Source organism: Corynebacterium sp. 5QC2CO (assembly GCF_024580435.1).
GTDB lineage: Bacteria > Actinomycetota > Actinomycetes > Mycobacteriales > Mycobacteriaceae > Corynebacterium > Corynebacterium jeikeium_D.
Genome location: NZ_JANIKI010000001.1, coordinates 38,323 through 61,387, shown reverse-complemented (window position 1 = coordinate 61,387; position 23,065 = coordinate 38,323). Strand labels below are relative to the sequence as shown.

General features: G+C 61.0%; 22 protein-coding genes and 1 tRNA gene. 6 read left to right on the top strand and 17 right to left on the bottom strand.

Features of this window, described 5'->3' with window-relative positions; all coding sequences use genetic code 11:
- Positions 1-10 precede the first annotated feature (10 nt).
- The 3 genes from NQ014_RS00365 to NQ014_RS00355 all read right to left on the bottom strand — a co-directional run bounded on the left by NQ014_RS00365 (position 11) and on the right by NQ014_RS00355 (position 4,637).
- A complete protein-coding gene (locus NQ014_RS00365) occupies positions 11-1,531 on the bottom strand; it encodes an alpha/beta hydrolase (RefSeq protein WP_257073000.1) in 1,521 nt (506 codons plus the stop codon).
- 260 nt (positions 1,532-1,791) lie between these two features.
- Positions 1,792-3,117: an MFS transporter gene (locus NQ014_RS00360; RefSeq protein WP_257072998.1), complete on the bottom strand. Its 1,326-nt coding sequence runs from the start codon at positions 3,115-3,117 to the stop codon at positions 1,792-1,794.
- A complete protein-coding gene (locus NQ014_RS00355; protein WP_101688156.1) occupies positions 3,114-4,637 on the bottom strand; it encodes a glycoside hydrolase family 1 protein in 1,524 nt (507 codons plus the stop codon). The genes NQ014_RS00360 and NQ014_RS00355 overlap by 4 nt, the downstream gene beginning before the upstream one ends.
- 372 nt (positions 4,638-5,009) lie before the next feature.
- Here NQ014_RS00355 and NQ014_RS00350 point away from each other — a divergent pair, with 372 nt between their 5' ends.
- Together NQ014_RS00350 and NQ014_RS00345 are read left to right on the top strand one after the other, a co-directional pair.
- Complete coding sequence (locus tag NQ014_RS00350; protein ID WP_048734899.1) at positions 5,010-5,243, top strand: hypothetical protein; 234 nt, start codon at positions 5,010-5,012, stop codon at positions 5,241-5,243.
- 146 nt (positions 5,244-5,389) lie between these two features.
- A complete protein-coding gene (locus tag NQ014_RS00345) occupies positions 5,390-6,274 on the top strand; it encodes a hypothetical protein (protein WP_070566880.1) in 885 nt (294 codons plus the stop codon).
- Positions 6,275-6,290: 16 nt separating this feature from the next.
- On the opposite strand, the gene NQ014_RS00340 is transcribed toward NQ014_RS00345, so the two are convergent.
- The 3 genes from NQ014_RS00340 to NQ014_RS00330 all read right to left on the bottom strand — a co-directional run bounded on the left by NQ014_RS00340 (position 6,291) and on the right by NQ014_RS00330 (position 7,494).
- The gene (locus NQ014_RS00340; protein ID WP_373467688.1) at positions 6,291-6,692 is read right to left on the bottom strand and encodes a DJ-1/PfpI family protein; all 402 of its coding nucleotides are present in this window, start codon (positions 6,690-6,692) and stop codon (positions 6,291-6,293) included.
- 25 nt (positions 6,693-6,717) lie between these two features.
- Positions 6,718-6,909: a hypothetical protein gene (locus NQ014_RS00335; RefSeq protein WP_257072994.1), complete on the bottom strand. Its 192-nt coding sequence runs from the start codon at positions 6,907-6,909 to the stop codon at positions 6,718-6,720.
- 111 nt (positions 6,910-7,020) lie between these two features.
- Complete coding sequence (locus NQ014_RS00330; RefSeq protein ID WP_070857118.1) at positions 7,021-7,494, bottom strand: ribose-5-phosphate isomerase; 474 nt, start codon at positions 7,492-7,494, stop codon at positions 7,021-7,023.
- A gap of 229 nt (positions 7,495-7,723) precedes the next feature.
- Between NQ014_RS00330 and NQ014_RS00325 the strand changes: the two genes are divergently transcribed.
- Complete coding sequence (locus NQ014_RS00325) at positions 7,724-8,929, top strand: TIGR04053 family radical SAM/SPASM domain-containing protein (RefSeq protein WP_257073346.1); 1,206 nt, start codon at positions 7,724-7,726, stop codon at positions 8,927-8,929.
- 27 nt (positions 8,930-8,956) lie between these two features.
- On the opposite strand, the gene NQ014_RS00320 is transcribed toward NQ014_RS00325, so the two are convergent.
- Positions 8,957-9,601: a DsbA family protein gene (locus tag NQ014_RS00320; RefSeq protein WP_257072992.1), complete on the bottom strand. Its 645-nt coding sequence runs from the start codon at positions 9,599-9,601 to the stop codon at positions 8,957-8,959.
- A 153-nt stretch (positions 9,602-9,754) separates the two neighbouring features.
- Positions 9,755-10,285 carry an SMI1/KNR4 family protein gene (locus NQ014_RS00315; protein ID WP_257072991.1) on the bottom strand — a complete coding sequence of 177 codons (531 nt, stop codon included), beginning with the start codon at positions 10,283-10,285 and terminating at the stop codon, positions 9,755-9,757.
- Between the two features lie 176 nt (positions 10,286-10,461).
- Here NQ014_RS00315 and pepN point away from each other — a divergent pair, with 176 nt between their 5' ends.
- Positions 10,462-13,164 (top strand): aminopeptidase N, encoded by a 2,703-nt coding sequence (gene pepN, locus NQ014_RS00310; protein ID WP_257072990.1) that lies wholly within the window; start codon positions 10,462-10,464, stop codon positions 13,162-13,164.
- Positions 13,165-13,231: 67 nt separating this feature from the next.
- Complete coding sequence (locus NQ014_RS00305) at positions 13,232-13,630, top strand: globin (protein WP_070546401.1); 399 nt, start codon at positions 13,232-13,234, stop codon at positions 13,628-13,630.
- Between the two features lie 19 nt (positions 13,631-13,649).
- Here the strand turns inward: NQ014_RS00305 and NQ014_RS00300 are convergent, their stop codons facing one another.
- From NQ014_RS00300 to NQ014_RS00280, 5 genes are all read right to left on the bottom strand, one after another.
- Positions 13,650-14,453, bottom strand: coding sequence for a hypothetical protein (locus NQ014_RS00300; RefSeq protein ID WP_257072988.1), 804 nt, complete (start codon positions 14,451-14,453; stop codon positions 13,650-13,652).
- Positions 14,454-14,459: 6 nt separating this feature from the next.
- On the bottom strand, positions 14,460-14,903 hold the full coding sequence (locus tag NQ014_RS00295; RefSeq protein WP_016422286.1) for a thioesterase family protein: 444 nt from the start codon (positions 14,901-14,903) through the stop codon (positions 14,460-14,462).
- 137 nt (positions 14,904-15,040) lie between these two features.
- Positions 15,041-16,711 (bottom strand): energy-dependent translational throttle protein EttA, encoded by a 1,671-nt coding sequence (gene ettA / locus NQ014_RS00290; RefSeq protein ID WP_016422285.1) that lies wholly within the window; start codon positions 16,709-16,711, stop codon positions 15,041-15,043.
- A 285-nt stretch (positions 16,712-16,996) separates the two neighbouring features.
- Positions 16,997-17,557 carry a single-stranded DNA-binding protein gene (locus NQ014_RS00285; RefSeq protein ID WP_257072984.1) on the bottom strand — a complete coding sequence of 187 codons (561 nt, stop codon included), beginning with the start codon at positions 17,555-17,557 and terminating at the stop codon, positions 16,997-16,999.
- A 232-nt stretch (positions 17,558-17,789) separates the two neighbouring features.
- Entirely contained in the window at positions 17,790-19,937 is a 2,148-nt protein-coding gene (locus tag NQ014_RS00280; protein WP_049189874.1) for a cytochrome c oxidase assembly protein, read from the bottom strand.
- Positions 19,938-20,023: 86 nt separating this feature from the next.
- On the opposite strand from NQ014_RS00280, the gene NQ014_RS00275 reads away from it, so the two are divergent.
- A tRNA-Arg gene (locus tag NQ014_RS00275) sits at positions 20,024-20,096 on the top strand.
- A gap of 210 nt (positions 20,097-20,306) precedes the next feature.
- On the opposite strand, the gene NQ014_RS00270 is transcribed toward NQ014_RS00275, so the two are convergent.
- The 4 genes from NQ014_RS00270 to NQ014_RS00255 form a co-directional block, all read right to left on the bottom strand.
- Entirely contained in the window at positions 20,307-20,711 is a 405-nt protein-coding gene (locus NQ014_RS00270; RefSeq protein WP_154844012.1) for a hypothetical protein, read from the bottom strand.
- The gene (locus NQ014_RS00265; RefSeq protein ID WP_257072982.1) at positions 20,683-21,123 is read right to left on the bottom strand and encodes a hypothetical protein; all 441 of its coding nucleotides are present in this window, start codon (positions 21,121-21,123) and stop codon (positions 20,683-20,685) included. The genes NQ014_RS00270 and NQ014_RS00265 overlap by 29 nt, the downstream gene beginning before the upstream one ends.
- Before the next feature lie 11 nt (positions 21,124-21,134).
- Positions 21,135-21,500: a hypothetical protein gene (locus tag NQ014_RS00260; protein WP_257072981.1), complete on the bottom strand. Its 366-nt coding sequence runs from the start codon at positions 21,498-21,500 to the stop codon at positions 21,135-21,137.
- A gap of 77 nt (positions 21,501-21,577) precedes the next feature.
- Complete coding sequence (locus tag NQ014_RS00255; protein WP_257072980.1) at positions 21,578-23,065, bottom strand: GH25 family lysozyme; 1,488 nt, start codon at positions 23,063-23,065, stop codon at positions 21,578-21,580.

The following is a 23,065-nucleotide window of genomic DNA, read 5'->3' as shown; positions in this document are numbered from 1 at the left end:
CTCGGACCGGTCAGCCCAAGTAGTGGGTGGCGACGACGTTGGCGATCTCGTCGGCGTCGTTGTGGGCGACGAGCACGCCGTGGCCGTGGCCCGGCAGCTCGATGAGCTCGCCGCCCATGACCGCCTGCATCGCGCGGCCGCCCGTGCCGGTCACCGCCGCATCGCGGTCGTAGTGGAGCAGCAGCGGCTTCGACTCGAGGGCGTCGCCGCTGAGTTCCACGGCAGCGCCCTGCCCCGGCCAGCCGAGGCATAGCTGCCCCGACGACAGCGCATCGGCGTTGAGGCGGAAGATGTCGCCGCCGGTGAACTGGTCGAGGTACGTGCGGGGAATGCGGGACGGGTCGGCGGCGGTGACGTTGTCGTTGCAGATGATCGCCCGCTCGATGGTTCCCATCGCCTCGGTCTGCGCCATCATGTCTTCCGGGGTCACGCCCTCGGGTAGTTCGGGGGTCTCCACCTCGCCGGTGACCACGGCGTCGGCGATGTCGGGCCACATGCTCTCCGAGTACGTCGCCGCGAAGGTCTGCTGCAGCAGCACCGACTGATTGCCGGCGCCGGGGCGCATCAGGTTCGCCGCGAAGGAATGGCTGCGCCACGCGACGGGCAGAACGCCGTCGGCCAGCTGCATGAACGCCTCCGGGTCGTCGGCGAAGGCGGCGGGCACGTCGCCCACCTGCGTCGGCGGCGGGTAGACCTGACCCGGCGCGCCAACCTCCTCGTTGATGCGCTGCGACCAGCGCGCGTACACCTGCAGGGCGGTGGTGCCCAGGCCGTACTCGTCGTCACGGTCGGCGATCCACTGGAACATCGCGTTGAGAGCCTCGCGGCGCCACGGCTCGCGCGAGTCTCCGAGCCGAAAGTAACGGTCGGCAGGATCGACCGAGGAATCCAGCACCATCCGGCCCGTCTTGTCCGGGAACAGGGTCGCGTACGTGCTCATCAGATCCGTGCCGTAGGACAGGCCGTAGAGGTGCATGACGTCCTGGCCGAGCACGTCGCGGACATGGTTGAGATCGCGAGCGGTGTTCTCCGTGGTGATGGTCGCCGCGTATCCCGGTTCGTTGGCTTCGCAGGAGGCGTACATCGCGCCGACCTGCCCGGAGAGCAGACCCGTCATCGGGATGTCCGCCACGTTGCAGTTCAGCGGGGTGCCCCAGGCCAGGCCGCGCGGCTCGACGGCGATGAGGTCGAAGTGCTCCCGGACGGCGGTCGGCATCCTCACGGCCTCGTCGGAGAACATTCCCAACGCGTCGCCGCCGGGGCCGCCCGGATTGCCTGCGATGACGCCACGGCGCTCCCCCGTCGCCGGAACCCGGCTGACAGTGAGGGAAATCGTCGCGCCCTCCGGGTCGGAATAATCACGTGGCACGTCGATGTCCGCGCACACGGTGCCCGGCGCGGTCATCGCCGCGGTCGGGCACGCGCCCCAGTCCAACCCGCCGAGATCGGCCGGACCGGCGGAGCCGCCGGCCGACGCCTGCGGCACCGACAGCAACGTGCCCGCCAGCGCGAGCGCCGTGACCGGGGCCAACGCCCTGCGGACGAAGGACGTCCGGGACGACGGGGCCGCTGAGACTCGGCTCGCGGACCGGGCCTCGGCACCGGTCTCCACAGAGGAGACGGCGGGGGACGCTGCGCCGAATGCGGCGGGGGACAACTTCTTCGTGGGGCGCACGGGGATAAACACCTTTCATCGACTGCAACGAACGGTATCAAACCGTAACGCCGACCGCACGCCGTTCAAGGCACGAAGATTAGGGCACCGGCCGCACGCTGTTCAACGCACGGAGATCAGGGCACGGACCGCACCCGGTACACCAGCACCGCACCGACGGCGGTGAGCGCGCCCGCGAAAACGTACAGACCGGGGTACCCGCCGAGGTTCGCCAACGCGAAGGCGGCGAGCACCGGGGCGGCCATGTTCGGGCCGGCGACGGCGAGGTTCATGACGCCCACGTCACGCCCGCGCTCATCGGCCTTGGGCAGCACCTGGTTGATCAGGGCCTGATCGACGGCCATGAACACGCCCCACGACAGACCCAACAGCACCGCCGCGCCGACGACCATGGCGAAGCTCCCGGCGAACGCCATGATCGCGCAGGCCCCGGCGACGCCCATCGACGACAACGCCACGAACACCCGGCGCTTGCCCATCTTGTCGGACACTTTGCCCGACAGGATCGCGGTGACGATGACGCACAGGGCATACGCGCCGGTGAGGACGAGCACGCCGGCATCCGGATCGGGGTGGCCGATGTGATCGCGCAGGTAATAGAACAGGTAGAACAACGCGACCGAGTTGCCCGTGGTCACCAGGAACCGGGCGATGAACACCCACGTGAAGTCGCGGTAGAGCCCTCCGGGCACCTCGGCGACGGCGGGCACCACGGCGTCAGCGTCCCCGCCGGCGTCGTCAAGCACCGGAGATGCGGCCGCCTGCGACCGCACCCGGGACACGTCGCGGAAGCCCGGCAGGAACTGGCCGATGAGCACCAGCAGCAGCGCCGCGGTGACGATGTACGCCAGCCCCAGGTCGAACACCGTGGCCACGACGGTGCCCAGCACCACGCCGAGGGTGTACGTCAGCCCCAGCACACCCGAGACCACGCCGTACTGATTGTCCGGCACCGTATCCGGCGCCACCGCCTGGGCCGCGTTGATTGACGCCGCGATGGCCAGCTGGAACACCGCCCACCCGATGGTCAACGCCATGAAGCCCGGCGCGGCGCCCAGGAACACCAGCGACCCGGCCGCCGCCAGCCCGCCGAAGAGGATCCACGGGGCGCGGCGGCCCCAGCGCGTGTCCGTGCGGTCCGACAACCACCCGGCCAGCGGATGCCCGATGATGGAGAAGAACCCGCCGACCGCCATGAGGAGCGCGAACTTCTCCTCCTTCTCCCCCGGATGCCAGATGAGGATCTGCTGCGCCAACAACAGCTGCGTCGGCGCTGCCCACGAGATGTTCTGCCCCAGGTACAGCAGGCCGTACCGCACGATCCAGCCGGTGGTCACCGGCGTGCGCTGGGCGGGGTCGGCGGTGAAACGCCCGACGTCGGAGATGGCGCGTTCGGAGGAGCCGGCGTGTTCGGAGGAGCCGGCGTGTTCGGAGGAGCTCATCCCTGCACCCCATCCGGCTCCGGCGGCTGCGCCCGCACGTTGGGGTCGGTGTGTTCGTCCGCGACGGGGTAACGACGGCCTGCGGTGTAGCGCCGGTGCAGCTCCGGGGTGATCCGCCCGGTGCGGGCCAGCTCGGCCAGCAGGCGGCCCGACGGCTTCATCGTCCGTTCCTGCGTCTCGTAGTCCAGGTGGACGATGCCGAATCGCGGCTCTTCGCCGTCGGCCCATTCCCAGTTGTCCACGAAGCACCAGTGGTACCAGCGCTCGATGGGCACGTCCGACTCGGCGATGGCCCGCAGGTGCTCCAGGATGAACCGCGGCCGGAACGACTCCAGCCTGCGGTCGGCAGCCCCGGCGTCCGGGTTGGCGTAGTCCCCGGCCGGATTCGGCTTTTCGACGCCCGCGTCCACGCCACCAACCGACAGCTCCAGATCGCCGAGATCGCAGGTGCCGTTTTCGGTGATCCAGACCGGTCCGCCGAAACGCTCGTTCAGGTCGCGGGCGCATTCGACCAGGCCCTCGGGGTGGATTTCCCACCCGAGGTCGTTGACCGGAGCCCCGACGAAGGTACCGTCGTCGAACTTGTCGACGGCCGTGCGCGAGTAGTAGTTCAGGCCCAGGAAGTCGTGGTGGCGGCCCGACGGCAACCCGCGGCCGACCTTCGCCCCGCCCAGCAGCGGATGGAACTTCCCCGCCAGATGCGCGTCGGCGACGATGTCCTGGAACAGATGCCGATTGATCCGCGCCAGGCCGCGGTGGATGGGGTTGCGCGGATTGCGCGGCGCGAACGCCCGTGCGTGGTGGGCGATGCCGACCTTCGCCCGATCCCCCTGGATGCCGTGGATGACCTCGTAACCGCGGATGTGGGACACCGCCATGTTGCGCAGCACGGCCATCGTGTCGCCCCACGAGCGGTTGCCCGGCGGGCCCGAGCGGAACATGTGCGCCTGGGTGGCGTACACGTTCGGCTCGTTGACGGTGATCCACTCGTCGACGAGGTCGTCGAGCGCCCGCACGGTCGTCTCCGCATAGCGCAGGAAAGCCGCCGGCGATTCATCGGAGGTGAAGCCGCCGCGCCGAGCGAACCAGAGCGGATTGACGAAGTGATGGAGCGTCACCAGCGGACGAATCCCCTTGTCCCGCAGGTCGGCAATCTCCTCACGGTAGCGATCCAGCACCGCATGGTCGAACTCCCCCGGCCGCGGTTCGATACGCGCCCACTCCACGCCGATGCGAGCGATGGGCAGACCCAGCGACGCCATGAGCTCGTTGTCCTCCCGCCACCGGTTCCAGTGGTCGGTGGCGCGCAGCGGGGTCGAACCATCGGCGATGTTGCCGGGCTCGCGGGCCCAATCGAACCAGTCGTTGTTCTCGTCACCGCCCTCGATCTGCCCGGCGGCCGACGCCGTGCCGATCAGCAGACCCCGCAGATCGACGTCGTGATGCAACGGCTTCGCGAGCGGCGACGTGCGCGGCTGAGGATGGAGAGTTCGGTCATTGGCAGGCACATTGGTTGACATGCCGACATCCTATGTCACACATCACGCCTAGTTTTTGGTTTTCAAACAAAATGTTATGGGTTTCGCGCGTCGACGGGGTCGTCGTAAAGCAACCGAGTAGAGCAACCGGATCGTTCGCGAAAAATCCGCTCCCCCTGGAACGAATCGGAGCCCCGGCCCGTTGTTGACGATGTCCCCCCAAAAAAATCAAAAATCACGTTAGGAACCCCACTTGTCAGCCTTCTAAGCTGAAGACGCGGGTTCGATTCCCGTCATCCCCTCCACGCAACCGGGCGCATTGCTCCCGGTTTTTACTTTCTGAGCCGACGTCCGGGGACCAGAAATTCTTCTGACCTCTGTTCAGGATCCAGTGCTACGGGTACTCTGGGCACCATGAAGCCCACCATTATCGATGCCGATACTGGACACGAACTATGGACCGCGGTCGAATGCGCTGCTTTTTCCGGCACCGCACGTGGCACTTTCACCAGCTACGCTGGCCGCAAGAAGGCTCCTGAACCCGTCGCGAAGCTTCATGGGTTGACCCTGTGGGATTCCGAAGAAGTTCGCGCATGGCACGCCAATCGGAAGAGCCGCACCAAGAGCACCGACTCCGCCGAATCATAGATACCTACCCATACCCAATCATTTCCTGGTTCCCGAGCTACATCTGTCGGACAGATATGTAAGCTCGGGAACTTTTTTCGCTCTACATGCGTTATCTCAAGTAATTACAAGCAGTACCCGCAATTTCCTTTTTGGAGGCCTAGCCCATGGGGGCTTTAATTCTGATCGCGATCACCGTCGGCGGCGCAATTATCATCGCGTCGATGGCTCAAAACCGTTCAAACAGGGCCTTTGATGCTCGCCAGAACAATCAATTGGAAGACGCCGTCGCAGACGCCCGCCGATGGATTGAGCGACTGGGCTCACAGGTATTGAACCTGGCTGGCACCGATTCGGCTTCCACGCAGGCTCTTGCTGACGCATCCGAGCGCTACAATGCCGCTTCCTCGCAGATTTCTACTGCACGCACCCCGGCACAGGCGCGAATGGCCCGCGAATCGGCGCTGGAGGGTCTGCACTACATCAATGCGGCTCGCGAAATTATGGGCCTGCCGGCGGGGCCGACACTGCCACCGCTGGAGGGTCAGAAGGCCGCTGGTTCTGTGACCGAAACTCGCACCATTGAGCACGAAGGCCACTCGGTTACCGCCTCTCCATACGCCACCCCGGAAACTCCGAACTACTACCCCGGTGGTCGTGTCGCTGGCCGTCCGGTTCCGGCCGGTTGGTACTCCGAGCCCTGGTGGAAGTCCGCGCTCCGCACCGGTGTCTGGACCGCAGGCTCGATGCTGCTGTTCTCTACTCTCTTCCACGGTATGGCCGGCGTTGCCTACGGCGCTGATGAGTTCGCCAGCGGCATGGGCACCGGCGCCGACGACTTCGGCGGCACCGAGGACTTTGGTTCCGATGACTTCGGTGGAGACGATTTCGGTGGCGATGACCTTGGCGGCGGCGACTTCGGTGGGGGTGCCGCTGATGCTGGTGACGCAGGCGACGGTGGCGGCTTCTTCGACGGCCTCTTCGGCGGCGGCGATGGTGGCAGCGACGGTGGCGGGTTCTTCGACGGCGGATTCGACGGCTTCGATATTTAGGAAAAGCCCGGCGCCGCTATTTCGCTCGATTCGCAAAAGGATCGACAGTGCCGTCTGTCTGGGGCCGATACTCAATTTTTCTGGCGGCAAGTCTCCCAGCTTCCTCGCCAAGGATGCTGCTAATTAAAGCAACAGCCATATCCATACCTGCTGCAACTCCTGATGAGCTCCACCGATTACCGTCTTCAACCCATCGGGCTTCTTTCACCCACGTCACTTCGTTTCCGAACGAGGTAGCCCAATTAAAAGCCAACTTATTACTAGTTGCTCGCTTTCCTTCAAGTAGCCCAGCCGCAGCTAGCAGTGCCGACCCCGTGCAGACCGATGCCACTAACCGCGCCCGGGACCCGATGTGCTTAAGCCAGTCCAAAAACTCTGCATCCTCAACTAGTGTTCTGCTCCCTGCTCCACCGGGCACCAGGAGAATATCGACTGCCTCGAGTTCAGCGGTGCAGCGCGTGGCGATAACCTCCGCCCCCCTGAGCGCTGGTTATCGAACCGGCAATGTCGGCGACATATTCGACCTCAATCTCTGGGACATGACCAAAAAGGCCAACCGGCCCAAAAACGTCTAAGAGTTCGAACCCGGGGAACAGTACAACAGTTACTCGGCGGTGTGCTTCCGGATTTGCCATAGGCCAATTCCTACTCCGCCTAAGCACACGATAGGGGCTGTTTCCAGAATATTCTGGAAACAGCCCCTATCCTTTCCTATACCTATCCCCCAGATGGAGAACAGTGGCCTCTTAAGCCTTCGGCAGCTCCGGGGCGACGCCAGTGTTTTCGTACTCTGCAAGAATGTCGATGCGGCGCTGGTGGCGCTCCTCCTCGCTCCACGGCTGGGAAACGAAAGCATCGACGATGGCCAGAGCCTCTTCTTCAGAGTGCATACGACCGCCGAGGCCAATCAGCTGAGCATTGTTGTGCTCGCGGGCAAGCTTTGCGGTCTCCACCGACCAAGCCAGCGCACAACGAGCGCCCTTGACCTTGTTAGCAGCGATCTGCTCGCCGTTACCGGAACCGCCGAGCACGATGCCCAGGCTGCCCGGATCGGCGACGGTACGGGAAGCCGCCTCAATGCAGAATGCTGGGTAGTCATCTGCAGGGTCGTAAGTGTGAGCGCCGCAGTCAACGACGTCGTGGCCAGCCTTCTCCAGGTGGGCCTTAATCAGGTTCTTCATTTCAAAACCGGCGTGGTCTGCACCAAGGTAAATACGCATGGCAGCAAGTTTAGCGGTTCCCACGGATTCCACGGCGTCTGCACCCGTTTTAGGTAGTGCTTGACGACGTCCCCCTGCGCAGCCGAATAGGGTGAAAAGTGACTGTATTTGCGTCTCAGCACGTCTTCGAAACCGGAAATTGGGTGCTTTTACCGTGTCTCCTGCGCCGCAAGCTCACTTCCAAGTCGATCCGGAAGCCCATGGCTCCCATGGGAATCATCACGCACCGGTGGTGCGAACGGTTCGACATGACATCAATAAGAAGCCATTTATTGTCATTTGGGAGGTCACACGGGCTTGTGGCTTGGTCTGCAAGCACTGCCGTGCAGATGCACAGCACGAGCCGCATCCTCACCAGCTTTCGACCACCGAGGGCAAGATGCTGCTGGAGACCTTAGCGTCGTATAGCAAGCCGAAGCCTCTTGTAGTGCTCACCGGCGGTGATCCGTTTGAGCGCGATGACCTGGAAGAATTGGTTCGGTTCGGCACGGAACAGGGCCTGAATATGTCGCTGTCGCCATCGGTGACGCCGCGATTGACGCCGGAGCGGATTCAGTCACTGCGTGAGGCCGGTGGCAAGGCGATGTCGATGTCGCTCGATGGCGCGGCTGCCCAGACCCATGACAAGTTCCGCGGGTTTTCGGGCACTTTTGAAAAGACGCTCGAGATGGCTCCGCACATCAACGAGGCCGGTTACCGGCTACAGATCAACTCAACCCTGACCAAGGGAAATATTCATGAGGCACCAGCGCTGCTGAAGACCGTCATGGAGATGCAGGCCAAGATGTGGTACGTCTTTTTCCTCGTTCCCACTGGTCGTGGTGCGGATTTGGGCGCTTTGTCGCCGGAGGAACGCGAGGACGTTCTGCACTGGCTATCGGATGTGTCCAACCGAATTGCCATTAAAACGACGGAGGCGCCGCAGTATCGGCGCGTCGTCATGCAGCAGGAGGAAGCGAAGGAAAAGGGGCTGCCACCCTATGAGGGCGGCGAGCTCTACCGCTACTTGACCGAGGAAACGACAAAGCTTCTCGGCGCTGTGCCGGAAAAGCCACGCCGGCCGCGCTCCCCCATGGCCGTCAATTCTGGGTCAGGTTTTGCCTTCATTGACCACATCGGCGACGTCTACCCCAATGGTTTCCTGCCGCTTCACTGCGGTAATGTAAAGGCAACACCCTTCCAAGAGATTTATTCCAACTCGCCGGCTTTTAAGGCTCTCCGCGATCCTGATAATTGGCACGGCAAGTGCAGCGTCTGTGAATACCACAGCGTATGCGGTGGGTCCCGCTCGACTGCGTACGCGTTGACCGGGGATTACACGGCATCCGATCCGACATGCATCTACATCCCGCCACGGTGGGCTGCCATGAGCGAAGAAGAACGGCAGGCCTCCACCGGGCAAAATGCTGGCGTCGGGGCGGGTCAGCCCTCTTAGCTGCACGCCCCAGCTGCTACAGCTTTCTTAGTCGAAGCGCGGGCTCTCAGTGCGGGAGCGCTTAATCTCGAAGAAGTACGGGTAGCTGGCAAGGGCGACCGAGCCGTCGAAAATCTTGCCCGCTTCTTCACCCCGCGGGATGCGGGTCAGCACCGGGCCAAAGAAGGCAACGTCGTTGAGCTTGACCACCGGAGTGCCGACGTCGTTGCCGACCTCCTTCATGGCCTCCGCGTGGTTTTCACGCATGAGCTCATCAAACTCTGTAGTCAGGGCCTGGGCCAGACGCTCTTCCGGCAGGCCAACCTCTGCGAGGGATTCCTTAATCAGTTCGTCGAATGCGTGCTCCGGCTCGTCGACATGCGCGTGGCGATCGATGCGGCTTTCGTTGTGAATCTTCGTGCCCAGCGCGGTGTAGAGTTTGTCGACGGCCTCCTGACCATCCTGGGAGAACACTGCGTTGAACAGGCGTGCCGGGGTCCAGTTGCACTGCATCATGAACTTGTAGTCTTCCGGCAGCTCATCGCGACCTTCGTTGAGTACCGACAGGCTCATCGGCTTCCACTCGACCTCGATATCGCGGACCTTTTCGACTTCCTTAATCCAGCGCGACGTCACCCAGCAAAACGGGCAGGAAACGTCGAAGTAAAAAGTGACCTTGTCTCGATTGCTCATGTGAAAGTCCTCCTAAAGCATTGATTGACTTATCAACGACTATAGGGCGGAATTTTTCGGTTCGCATTCATGAATTCGGATGGGTCCGAAGTTCTATCGGGCCCGGTGCTAACTGACTCCCCCCCCCCATCGGACGCCGTCCAGATTGCTTACCTAGCCGTTCCAGGGCAAGCCCGTAGCCTCCAGCGAGTCAGCGGCAGCTTCCAGGTAGGCAGGCCAATCTGCGTAGTCCAGGAACTCCGAGCCCACCTCATGGTCCATGGAGACCATCTTCCCCGAGCGCATGTCCAGGCAGTAGTTGTTTCCGCCGAAGTCCATGACCAGAGGAATCCATGCCTCGTGATACCACTTGCCATCCGAGTCGGTGCTGTCCATGCCTTCGGCTTCAAAATCATCGAACTCGCCGTCTGCCTGCAGCTGAGTCCACAGCTTGTAGTCGTTCAGAATCGACTTAGGCGGCGCAATCCAGCCACCGTCCCACGGCTCACCGTCCACAGACGCGTGCCGCAGCCACGAAGCTCGCACGTAGTCTGGCAGCTTTACTCCGAGGTCAGCCTCAAGCTGATCCAGTTCCGCTTCTGTCGCCGGGGCCTCCAGAGCATCGTCGCCAAGCTTTGCTTCAATGCGATCCCACGCCGCGTTGACCCGTTCAACCTTGCTTGCATCATCACTGAGTTTGTACATGAAACGAAGTGTATTCACGTTCGGCTTTGCTCGCATGCCAAAGAAGCCAAAATCTCGCCGAATCGACCGTCAATCGACCGCCCGAATCGACACGCAATGAGCGAGGAAGTCGAGGTCACCCCGCCCACCCCGCTACTGCCCGATTCCCAATCCGGGGTCGTGGTTACACTTGTCGCATGACTTCCACGAACCTAACCAGGACCGAGGCCGCCGACCGTGCGGCCATGCTCGAGGTGTCCCACTACGACATCTCGCTCGACCTTACGACCGCACCTGTCGGTGGGCCGCACAGCGCACCAACATTCGCTTCCAAGACCACAATTTCTCTGAAAGCGAAGCGCGCTGGTTCCACCTTTATTGACCTGCGTGATGCGGTTGTCAAGAGTGTGACCATCGACGGCGTCGACGCCACGGAGGCCGCTCGCTATGACAGCGAGACCGGCATTAACGTGGACCTGGCCGAAGGTGACCACACCGTCGTTATCGATGCGGACTGTCGTTACACCAACAACGGCCAGGGCATTCACCGTTTCCAGGATCCCGCCGATGGCGAAACCTACCTGTACTCGCAGTTTGAAACTGCCGATGCCAAGCGCGTGTTCGCCTGCTTTGACCAGCCGGATTTGAAGGCGACGTATTCAATCCACGTCGTGGCACCGAAGAGCTGGAAGGTTGTTTCCAACTCGGTAGCCAAGACCGGCACCACCACCGATGTCCATGGCAATGAGGCCGACACCTTCGACTTCTCAGTGGATGTTCCGCTGTCGACGTATCTCGTCGCAGTCTGTGCGGGCCCGTGGCACGAGGTCACTGACTCGTGGACCGGCATTGTCGCACCGCACCCGGAAACCCCTGCCGAGCACCAGCCGGACGGCGAGCTGACCATTCCGCTAGGGATCTACTGCCGCCAGTCCATCGCCGAGTACCTCGATGCCGACACTCTGTTCAAGGAGACCAAGGAAGGCTTCGACTTCTACGCCAAGCACTTCGGCGAGCCCTACCCGTTCGGCAAGTACGACCAGATTTTCTGCCCGGAATACAACATGGGTGCGATGGAAAACGCCGGCTGCGTGACCATCCGCGACGAGTATGTCTTCCGTTCCAAGCCCACCCATTACCTCTACGAGCGTCGCAACGACACCATCCTGCACGAGATGGCTCACATGTGGTTCGGTGATTTGGTCACCATGCAGTGGTGGGATGATCTCTGGCTCAACGAGTCCTTCGCTACCTGGTCGGCTGCCGCCGCACAGGTTGAAGTTTCCGATTACAGCCACGCCTGGACCACCTTCGCCAACGTAGAGAAGGCCTGGGCCTACAAGCAGGATCAGCTGCCGTCGACGCACCCGATTGCCGCCGATGCCAGCGACATTGACACCGTCGAGCAGAACTTCGACGGCATCACCTACGCCAAGGGCGCGTCCACCCTCAAGCAGCTGGCCGCCTACGTTGGTCAGGACGCCTTCCTCGCCGGTGCCCGCCTTCACTTTGCCCGCCACCGCTTTGGCAACGCCACCTTCGCGGATCTGTTGGAGGCGCTCTCCGAGGCCTCCGGTCGCGATCTGTCTGGCTGGGCCGATCAGTGGCTGACCACCACCGGCATCACCACCCTGGCGCCAGAGTTCCATCAAGAGGACGGCAAGTACACCTCCTTCGCAGTCACGCAGGAAGGCGCCGAGCCGGGTGCCGGTGAACTCCGTGATCACCGAATCGCCGTGGGCATCTACAACCTGCGCGGCACCGGTGCGGACGCTGTACTTGAGCGCACCAAGCGCGTCGAAATCGACGTCCGCGGTGCCCGCACCGATGTCCCAGAACTAGTCGACACGCCAGTTGGCGACGTCGTGCTGGTTAACGACGACGACCTCACCTACAGCATGATTCGCCTGGACGAGGGCTCGCTTGCCACCGTCATCGACAACATCGGCGCTTTCACCGATTCGATGGCACGCACACTGTGCTGGTCCGCCACCTGGCAGATGGTTCGCGCAGGCCAGATGCGCGCTCGTGACTTCGTCAACCTCGTGCTCCGCGGCATCCCGGGCGAGGACAAGCTCTCCGTCTTGGAGCGCGTCATCGCTCAGGCGGTCAGCGCTGTCAACGTCTACGCCGATCCACAGTGGGCCGACTCCACCGGACGCAATCTGCTGGCACAGGGCCTATTGGACTACGCGAAGAAGGAAACCGACGCCGACCGCGCCCTGGTTTTCGTTAACGCTCTGGCTACCGTGGGCTCGTCGAATAGCGATGTCGTGGACGCACTGCGCACCATCTACGCCGGCGACGCCGACAAGGCTGGCTTCCCCGCTGTCACTGTCGACACCGACATGCAGTGGCGCGCCCTGAAGGCTCTAGTTTCCGCCGGTCTCGAAGGCGAGGACGCCATCGCAGAGCTTGAAAAGACCGACAACTCAGCACTCGGCGCGCAGGCTGCCATCGCCTGCCGCGCCTCTGTGCCGACGCTCGCCAACAAGTCCCGCGTCTGGGCTGAAGCGACGGTCTCCGGCGACGACGCCCCGTCGAACCTTGTCATTCGCCACCTACTGGCCGGCTTCAACGCGCCGGGCTCGGGTGCGGTGCTCGCGCAGGCGCTTGACGACGACTCCCGTGTCACCATCAACGCGGAGCAGTCGGCAGCCTCGCTGTCGGAGCACTTCTTCGCTATTGCCAATAGCTGGTGGAAGCAGTTCTCCTCCGAGACGGCCCAGACTCTCCTCGAGGGCTTCTACCCCACTTGGGAGATCAGCGATGAGGCAACTGCGGCCGCTCAGCGCCTGCTCGACAGCGACGAGACCGCATCGCCGGTCAAGCGCATCATTTCTGAGCAGCAGTTCCTGGTGAAGCTCGCTCTCCGCGCCCGCGAGTTCGACGCGAAGTAACAATTGTTTTTGGTCGGCACTTTGGCCGTTATCGTTTTCGTGGCATCAAGTCGATAGACTTGGTGCCATGACAACTTCTCAGACGCTCTTTGACTCCGTCGGCGGCGAGGATGTCTTCAATCGCATCGTCCATGGTTTTTACACGCGCATGCGTTCCGATGACCTCATCGGCCCGATGTACCCCAGCGATGACTGGGAGGGCGCCGAGGATCGACTACGCATGTTCCTCGTCCAGTACTGGGGCGGGCCGCGTACCTACAGCGAACAGCGTGGTCATCCGCGCCTGCGCATGCGCCACATGCCGTTTTCCATAGGCGAGGCCGAACGCGACCGCTGGCTGGAAATCATGAGCGCCTCACTCGCAGACATTTCCGATGACGAGCTCCCCCGCCCCCAGCGCGAAGCCATGTGGAACCACATGGTGCAGGTTGCTGACATGCTCATCAACCGCTTCGACGCGCAGTAGGAATTAGGCCCCTGCCCCGCTAGTTCAGCAGCGGCAGCACGCCAAAGGACTCGAGCGTAAAGATCGAGCCAAACCGCCCATCCAGCCGGTGCCACCGTCCCTTTGTGGACACGCGCACCGGCTCTTTTTCATCCGGTTGCTCCGGGATAAAGCCCATCGTGCACAGCGCAAACACGTCCCGCATGGTCACGTCCACCACGCTTTTCGACGTCTCCTGCGACTGCCCCTCCCCTGTATCAACAGTGGCTTCACCGGTACCGCCGCTGACAGTGAGAACCTTTTGGTCCAGCAGAGACGGTGGCATGCCCATCGGGCCGGAAGATTCGACGGCGACCGCGCGCCCCTGCTTCTCGAGAGTCCGGAAAGCAGTCGCTGGAACATAGTCGACCACCTGCCATCCTTCCGGCACTGGCAGGAATCCCGGCCAGGAGGACGCCGACTGCGCATGCACGCGGTATGGCATCGCGGTGAGCGAAGCTTCTTTCTCCTCTTCGTCCTCAGCAGTTTTTGCCTGCGCAAAGGCACGCACTGCGATGTCTTTAATCTCCGCGGCGGTGACGATGATGTCGTCGGGAAGCGCGTGCAGCGCAATCGTGCGCATGGCGAGCGGGCCGATTGGGGTCTTCACCCATACCTGCGACATTGCGGGCGCAGCGTTAGGTGCCGACGAGGAACTGATACCAGCGGTGGTGGTCTTACGTGCTCGGATGCGTAGCAACGTGCTCTCGTCGAGGGCGTAGGCCTTATGGGCCAGGACGCCCAGGTTCTTCAGGGCATCGGGAGTGCCGAAGGTCAGCTCGGCAGCGGGATGAGAAGTAGTCACGGCGAATTACTTGTCCTGGTCTTCCTTGTTGTCTTCGATTGCGGGAGCTGCAAAACGCTCCAGTTCACGGCGGGCAGACGGGGAGAGCTCGACTGCCTTCGCAGTCTTGAGATCAAACATCACCATCACGGTTTCGAGCACAGCAACGATGTGATCATGCTGGTCGGAGATTGTCTGGCGAAGTGTGAAAGAGGTGCGACCGAAGTTGATGATCTCGGTCTCAACCACAACTTCCTGGGTGTCCGGCAAAATAGCGCGGACGTAGTCGATCTCCAGGCGACGCACCACTGCCGCAGGCATCCCTGCCCCGCCGCCGAGACCGCGCATCACAAAGTCCAGACGAGCCTGCTGGGCGTATTCCAGGAAAGCGGTGTTGTTAGCGTGGCCATACTGATCGAAATCAGACCAGCGGATAGCGACGTTGGTACGAAATGGTGCTGATTCAGTCATACCCAGAACTATAGGCGTTTTCTGGAGCTACGATCCTGCGAAAAACGCGAAAGCCCGGGACCTGTGCACTGGTGCGAGCCAGTCCACAAGGTTCCGGACTTTGCCGTTGGCAAAAATCAGATTCGCGAGAAAACAGATTAGCGAGTCAGGCGACGATGAGTGACGCGCGACGGGCGTGCAGCCTCCTCGCCGTAACGCTCAATCTTGTTCTTCTCGTAGCCCTCGAAGTTGCCCTCGAACCAGAACCACTTGCCCTCTTCGAAGTTGCCTTCCCATGCGAGGATGTGGGTACAGGTGCGGTCCAGGAACCAACGGTCGTGGGAAATGACCACAGCACAGCCCGGGAAGTTCTGCAGTGCGTTTTCCAGCGAAGACAGGGTTTCGACGTCAAGGTCGTTAGTCGGCTCATCCAGGAGGATCAGGTTACCGCCCTGCTTCAGGGTCAGCGCGAGGTTCAGACGGTTGCGCTCACCACCGGAAAGAACCTTCGACGGCTTCTGCTGGTCCGCACCCTTGAAACCGAATGCAGACAGGTACGCACGAGACGGCATCTCGTTCTGGCCGACCACGATGTAGTCGAGACCATCAGAGACGACCTCCCAGACGGTCTTTTCCGGATCGATGTTTTCACGACCCTGGTCAACGTAGCTGAGCTGAACAGTCTGACCGACCTTGACCTCACCGGAATCCGGCTGCTCGAGACCCACGATTGTCTTGAACAGGGTGGACTTACCCACACCGTTCGGGCCAATCACACCGACGATGCCGTTACGCGGCAGGGTGAACGACAGGTCCTTAATCAGGACACGGCCATCAAAGCCCTTCTCCAGGTCCTTGACCTCGACAACCTGGTTACCCAGGCGCGGCGGGGTAGGAATCTGGATTTCTTCGAAGTCGAGCTTCTTGTACTGCTCGGCTTCTTCCACCATCTGCTCGTAGCGCTCGAGGCGGGCCTTGTTCTTGGCCTGGCGAGCCTTCTGACCCGAGCGGACCCACGCCAGCTCGTCCTTCAGGCGCTTCTGCAGCTTGGCGTCCTTCTTACCTGCAACCTCGAGGCGCTCAGCCTTCTTCTCCAGGTAAGTCGAGTAATTGCCCTCGTACGGGTAGAGCTTGCCGCGGTCGACCTCACAGATCCAGCCAGCGACGTGATCCAGGAAGTAACGGTCGTGGGTCACGGCCAGGACGGCACCCGGGTACTTAGCCAGGTGCTGCTCGAGCCACAGCACGGACTCGGCGTCCAGGTGGTTAGTCGGCTCGTCGAGAAGCAGCAGGTCCGGCTCGGAGAGCAGCAGCTTCGCCAGTGCTACACGACGACGCTCACCACCGGAGAGGTGAGTAACCGGCTCGTCCGCCGGCGGGCAGCGAAGCGCATCCATTGCCTGCTCAATCTTGGAATCCAGCTCCCAAGCATCAGCGGCGTCGAGCTCCTCCTGAAGCTTGCCCATTTCTTCCATGAGCTCGTCGGTGTAATTGGTGGCCATCTCCTCGGCGATGGCTTCAAAACGAGCCTTCTTCTCGAAGATGTCGCCGAGGCCCTCCTCGACGTTGCCGCGAACGGTCTTCTCCTCATTCAGCGGAGGCTCCTGCAGGAGGATGCCGACAGTGGCGCCCGGCTCCAGGAAAGCTTCACCGTTACTCGGCTGATCCAGGCCAGCCATAATCTTCAGAATCGACGACTTACCTGCGCCGTTCGGACCGACCACGCCGATCTTTGCGCCCGGGTAAAACGCCATGGTGACGTTGTCGAGAATAACCTTATCGCCGTGCGCCTTGCGCACGTTTTTCATCTGGTAGATGAACTCACCCATGGTGGAATTTCGTCCCCTCGTAGAAAGGAAATAAGCAATCCCTGTAGAGGTTACGCATAGGAACCAAAAGGCACAATCTACATGGGCGTACCCGCAATCCTTTCCCACCAAAATCTCTGCCAGGCTGCTAGCAAAACTAGCTGCGAGATAACGCTGCCGAATCGTATGCAATCCCTCCCCTTTCTCAGCAGCGTCACCTCACGTGCAGTAATTACCCCTCCCCTCATTCCGCTCTTTCAGCGGCTCCCCCTCATTCCGCTCTACAACGATGTACTGGCTCCTGGGTTAGAACGGCGCACTGACTCCTGCATCAGCCATTTCTTGCTGCTCCGAACTAGCTGCACCTGTGTTCCCCGCCTCACCAGCGCCGCCCGTACTAGCAGTGAAGGTGCGCACGGCCCCGGCCTGAGACGCGACTGTCTCAGTAACCGAAGCTTCCGAATCCCCAGTCGATGCCTCACCAAGACCGGTCGGCGACTCATGCGGCTTCTCAGTCATAGTCTTCACCGTTGCCAGGTGACGGCGCAGATTCGGACCTACCGCCTTAGCAATAATCTTCTGGCGCTGATGCTTCGTACCATCATCGCCCTCCCAGCGATCCGTACGAACGTGACCGTGGACAATGACGGCTTGGCCCTTCCACACCGTGTTATTCACGTTCTCGGCGAGCTTGCCCCAACATTCAACATCAAAATACGACGTCTCCGACTGCTCCCAACCATTCTCCCCCTTCCATGACTTGCTGGATGCCACAGAAAACTTGCAGACCTTTGCCCCAGAATTGGTGTTTCGATTTTCCACATGATGGACCACATTGCCCACCACGGTAATAACTGCCTCAGACATCGGGCTCCTCCCCCAAAGAAAGCGTTTACCTACTGCGGCCGAATAATTCGAAGGTGTCTCATTCGTGCCGTGCCAATTACTTTTCCGGCTTCGAGAAACAAATGAAAGAGGTACATAAAAAGCCTGTGGATAAGTTTGTCGAAAAGACAACTATCCACAGGCTACGTATGAAGTTGAGGGGCGAAGTCGCGGCAATCCTCGTCGTCAAGCATGCAAAATCAGCTTAACGACGCTACCTTCCGCGCCTCTTCGAGGCATCAATCGGATTATCCATGTGCACCGGATGCTGCGCGTCAACCTCCGAGGTGTAGTAATCGCGCTCATCCTCGCCACCAACACCGACCTGCTGGCTCATGCGAGCGAGCATTTCGTTGTAAGCGGCCAACTCCTCATCATTGTTGCGGTCTGCGACGCGGTCGTAGCGGGCTGCATCCTTTTCATCGGAACGCCGCCACTGTACAAACAGCGCAACGGTGACGATGTAGAGCGGAACCTCACCGGCAGCCCACGCGACGGCACCACCAACGTTCTGATCTTCCAGGAGATTCACTGCCCAAGGGAGATCCAGGCTGGCGTAATAGGCCTCGGCAAGCACCTGCTGCGACTGCATCAGCGAAATACCGAACCAAGCGTGAAACGGCAACGACCCCATCAGCGTGACCAGCTTGACCGACGGCTCAATCTGCTGTGGTGCAGCATCGACACCGATAATGACCCAGTAGAAGATGTAACCGGAGATCAAGAAGTGGATGTTCATGAACACGTGGCCCGCGTGCTCATCAGCCAGGAAGTCGTAAATCGGTGTCATGTAGAGCAGGTAAAAGCCCGCGACGAACTGCACCGTTGCCACAACCGGGTGCGTGAGGAAACGCGACACCGGGTTGTTGATGAAGACCACCAGCCACTCACGAATACCAGGCAGACCATCGCGGCCGGCCGGCTTCAGCGCACGCAGCGCGAGCGTAACTGGACCGCCCAGGACCAGCATGACCGGAATGCCCATGGAGTAAAGCATGTGGGCGATCATGTGAACCGAGAACAGAGCCGGCATGTACACGCCCAGCGCGCTGCACGAAGTAAACAGCAGCGTGGCACAGCCGGCGAGCCACCACAGGGTGTTGGACAGCGGCCAGGTACCGCCGCGCTTCTTCAGCAAGTAGAGCCAGTACAAGTAAATCCACGCGGCAATGATGGCGGCAGAGCCGAAGAAGATGTCAAAGCGCCACTGCGTGAACATGGCCTCCCAACCGAATGGGATCTCCAGGTTGTAACCGAGCTTGACCTGCATCTGCGTAATCGACGGCAGGCCCTCACCGCCGGCCTGCTCAGAGAAATTCGGTGGCGGCGGAGTACGGCCCAGAGCTACGGCAACGCCGATTGTCAGCGCCATGATGATGACCTCGACAATGGCCAGACGCCAGAATGGACGATTCGACTGAGCGCGCTCAATCTCCGGAATGGTGATCTTGCGGTGCACATAGCCGCATAGGCCCAGCAAGATAGTGAGAACGGCCTTGACCAGCACCATGATGCCGTAGTTGTTGCTGACCAGGTCAGACCAGTCAATGTTGATGGCTGCGTTAATGAAGCCGGAGGCAGACATGGCGATGAAAGCCACCAACGCCACGAAAGAATAGCGCTTCACTACCTCTGGCATCCATTCACCGCGACGACGCGCGTGGCCAACCAGCGCCATCAAACCGCCGACCCAAAACACAGTGAAGGTCAAGTGCCAGATGTAGGAGTTAGTGCCGTAGTCATGGGCACCACCGGAGGCATTGTGGCTTACAACCGCCAGCGGCATCATCGACACCAAGCTGATGGCGAAGAACACCGGCTGCCAAATCCACTTACGAGTCAGCGATGAACCAAGCGCCACAATGCCCGCAAAAATAGCTACCCACAGCCACGCCAAGCCCTCCTTGGTCTGCTCCAACGACACAGCCCAGTTACTCAGCTGAATCGTCGTCGATAGCGGCTGGCCCGACACATCGGAGAGCACCAGCGGAATCTCCATCAAGGCCATGAGGCCCCAGCCGAGCATGGCCCACATACCCGTGCGGGATGCCGTGTAGCCGTCAAGGCCTAAAGTGCCGTCGGCACGCTGCTTCGTACCGAAAGCGGCGAGCATAAACGAACCTACGCCGAGGCAGGCGAGCAGCTCACCGGCCGCCTTCGCGAACGGGAACCCGAAGGTGGTGATTGTGCCGGGATCGGGAATACCCAACGTGGCGCGCGAATCCATGTTGAACGCCATCGAGAGCAAACCAGCTAGAACGCCGCCGATAAGCACAAAAACAACGTACCAACCAGCAGATTTACGGACTTTCTTATCCTTGCTAACAGGCGGAGAGGTTTCGGCCTTGGTTGTGGCAGTCATAGCCCTAAGCTTAGCCACCAAAGTCCCTAGAACAGAACCGGTTGTGATTGGCTACATTAGAGACGCTACAATGCTTTTCTTAGCTAGCCTCCATAGCTCAGTGGACAGAGCAGTCGGCTTCTACCCGATTGGTCGAGGGTTCGAATCCTTCTGGGGGCGCTTTTTCTACCCCCGTCTTGAACTGGTGTTTTCCTTGTTCAGGCGGGGGTTTACCCTATCTGACTACCCCCGCTAATGTTGGCTTAGATTGGCTCTTGTTGGTTTAAATGCAGCGGAAATGCAGCGGATTTTGGGCATGAAAAAACGCCCCGCCAGTGAACTGTTCGGAAATCCCGAACAACTCAAACCAGCGGGGCAAAGATTCTTGATTTATTCCTCGGTCGGTGGGTTCCGCGCCGTCGGCAAAACCTGCGAATCCCCCACGATCCCGGTTAGTCTCGCCAAGTCCGGCTGCGGTGCGGCGCCCTCCGCGCCACAACGCGCCCAGTCAATGAACTCTCGTAGCCAATCAATCGCGTCCGTGAGACCACGGCGAAGAAGATGCGTCCGGTCTTCCTCCACTCGCAGCATCGCCTCTGTGTCCCGCAGGCGACTCTCGACACTATCGAGTCGGTCCTCGAGCTTCTTAATCCGATTGTCCTGGCTCTGCAGCAGCGTTCCGTTGAACGTCACCGAAGACTCTTCTTTACGGCCCTTCCAGCCAATCCACGCCACGATAATGCCAACCACAGCACCCGGAATCGAATTAATGAGACTTCCCCAGTTGATCTCCATACGCAACCTCCCCACGGGAGCGGTTTCGCCCCATCACTGTGGCAGACGCAGCCGCAGTAATAGCCAACAGCAGATAATTCTTCGCGCTCACCCACATTCGTGACCCGTCGTGGATCGCGTCAATCGCATACGAGCTCGCCCACATTGTCAGCAACGCGCCGCAGATTGCAATGCCTGCGGTTCTGCTGACTCCGCCAAGGGCTGCCCACTTCCCTCTCGGAGAGGTGGCCGCACCAATAGCCAGAAGCAGCGATGCGGCCGCCCATGCCAACGCCGGACTACCGGCCGGCAGCGCCGCCTCAACTGGTGTGAGCGCGGTCACCGAATGCCCGTAGTAGCCGTAACTGGTGGCTGCAGCGTAGACTGCCCAGACTGTGGCAATCAGGCGCGGGTTGAACAGTTTTTCCGTCACCGCGCCAGCTCCTACTCGCCCAGCCGGTGCTCACCGACATACTCGCCAGGGTTAGTGGTCGCTGCAGCGGTTCCCAGGCCGAGAACCGGGGCGATAACCGCCAGCAGCGCGTCCATCTGCACTTCGCTGCCCCAACCGAGGTACACGCCAAGGACACCGAGCGCAGCGGCGAGGCCGTAGACGGCCTGACGCCACGGCGTGTCAGAGTGCAGCAGGGCGAAGATGAGGGTGACGGTGGCGATGATGACGCCGGTGATGGCTGGTGCTGCGGTGTCGTCTAGGACGCCCCAGGATACGAGTGCTGCGACGAGCGCGGATGCGACCGCGTACCAGGTGGCACGAGCAGACGCTGGGATGAAATTACGAATGGTTTCCATGATGGTTCTCCTTTGGGCATGAAAAATTGCCCACGTGACGGTCACGCGGGCAAAAGAAAAGCACCCCGGCGGGGTGCTTACTTGTTGTTAGCGACGAGCTGCCTGAGCTCATCGAGTTGCTTGAGTACTTCGGCGTTTTGCTTCTGTAGCTCTCCTACCTGCTGTCTGAGAGCGAACACTCCCGCGTCCGCATACATGATGTAGTCAGCAAGCGGTGCGATGTGCTTCGAGCCAGGAACATGGCTCTTGCACGGAGTGTTGAGTGTAAGCGGTGCGGTCATAGGTGCCTCCTTTTTCTTCACCACAGTGGAATACAGATAGCCCTTGGGCGGAATCATCGTCGAAAGCTGCTCGAACGTAACCCACGACCCGTAGGGCTTAAAGCCGCTATCGGCGAGCCACACATGCCGCTGCCCCGCATCATCGACGGCATAGCCCATCACGCACAGGTAGTGGTAGACCGTGCCTCCCGAGTACGCGAGATTCTGACGACTCTTGTAGCTTGCACGCGGATAGTTCGACGGTGGGGCCACAATATTGGCCAACACACCGAAACCGGCATCAATGCTGGCGGTGACCCGTTGCCACAGCTGATCGCGCTGCGCCGTGGTTGGCGGGTCATTCGGCATTTCCGCCAAAGCCCACTTCCCCGCAGGCGCGTGCTTGTCGAGCACGGGCTTAATCTGCCCAATCCAGTCGGTGCCCCGCGTCGTTGTGCCCATTTCACGTGCCAGAGTCGCCTCTGGCAAAAGAACACCGGTGGCGGCTCTGATGATGGTTTGAGCCGACGCGGCGCCACAGTTGTAGCCGGTGTCTTGCCAGATCTGGTCACGCCGGTAGTCGAGCATTTTTTCCATGGGTTTCCTTTCTCGTTCCGGCTGGTGAGTAGGCGGTGTTGCGCGGGTGCCTGTAAAAAGGTGTTTGAGTTGGTCGATGGTGCCCCGGTACGCGTTGACGTCGACCTTGAAGCCAGCGACGAGGCCGTTTGAGCCGTACTGCAGAATGTCTGGTTTCTTGTTGCCGAGTGGGTAGCCCCACCCTCTGTGGTTGTCGCCGCCGTCACCGTCGTATGCGGCGCGGTATGGCAGTGTTCGGTTGCGGCCGTAGTTGGATACCCACAGAGCACCGAGTCCGGACATTGACGGTTCACCGCCTGGCATGTTCTCCCAGTACCAAGCGCCCGAGTAGATACCGGAAACGTGGTATCCGCGTTTTTCTAGCTCCCGTTTGGCCACCCACACGTCTGCTTCGGTGAGCAGTTTCCGGTTCCCTGCGACGCTCTCTACGTCAATCCACACCGGCAGGTCACGTCGACCGCCCATTTGCTGGTCGATGACATCGACCTGCTGGGCAATCGTCGTGCCTTCGGACGGTGCGCGCAGGTACCAGTAGGTCGCAATCAGAAGCCCGGCGCGTTCTGCGTCTTTGAGGTGCGAGTGGAATACTTTGTCGCGGTAGGTGCCGTCGCACAGCCGTAGGATTGCGAAGCTTATGCCTTCGCTCTTGGCTTGTGTGAGGCTCATGCCGTTTTGGTGTTCTGAGACGTCGACGCCGAATATTGTCAT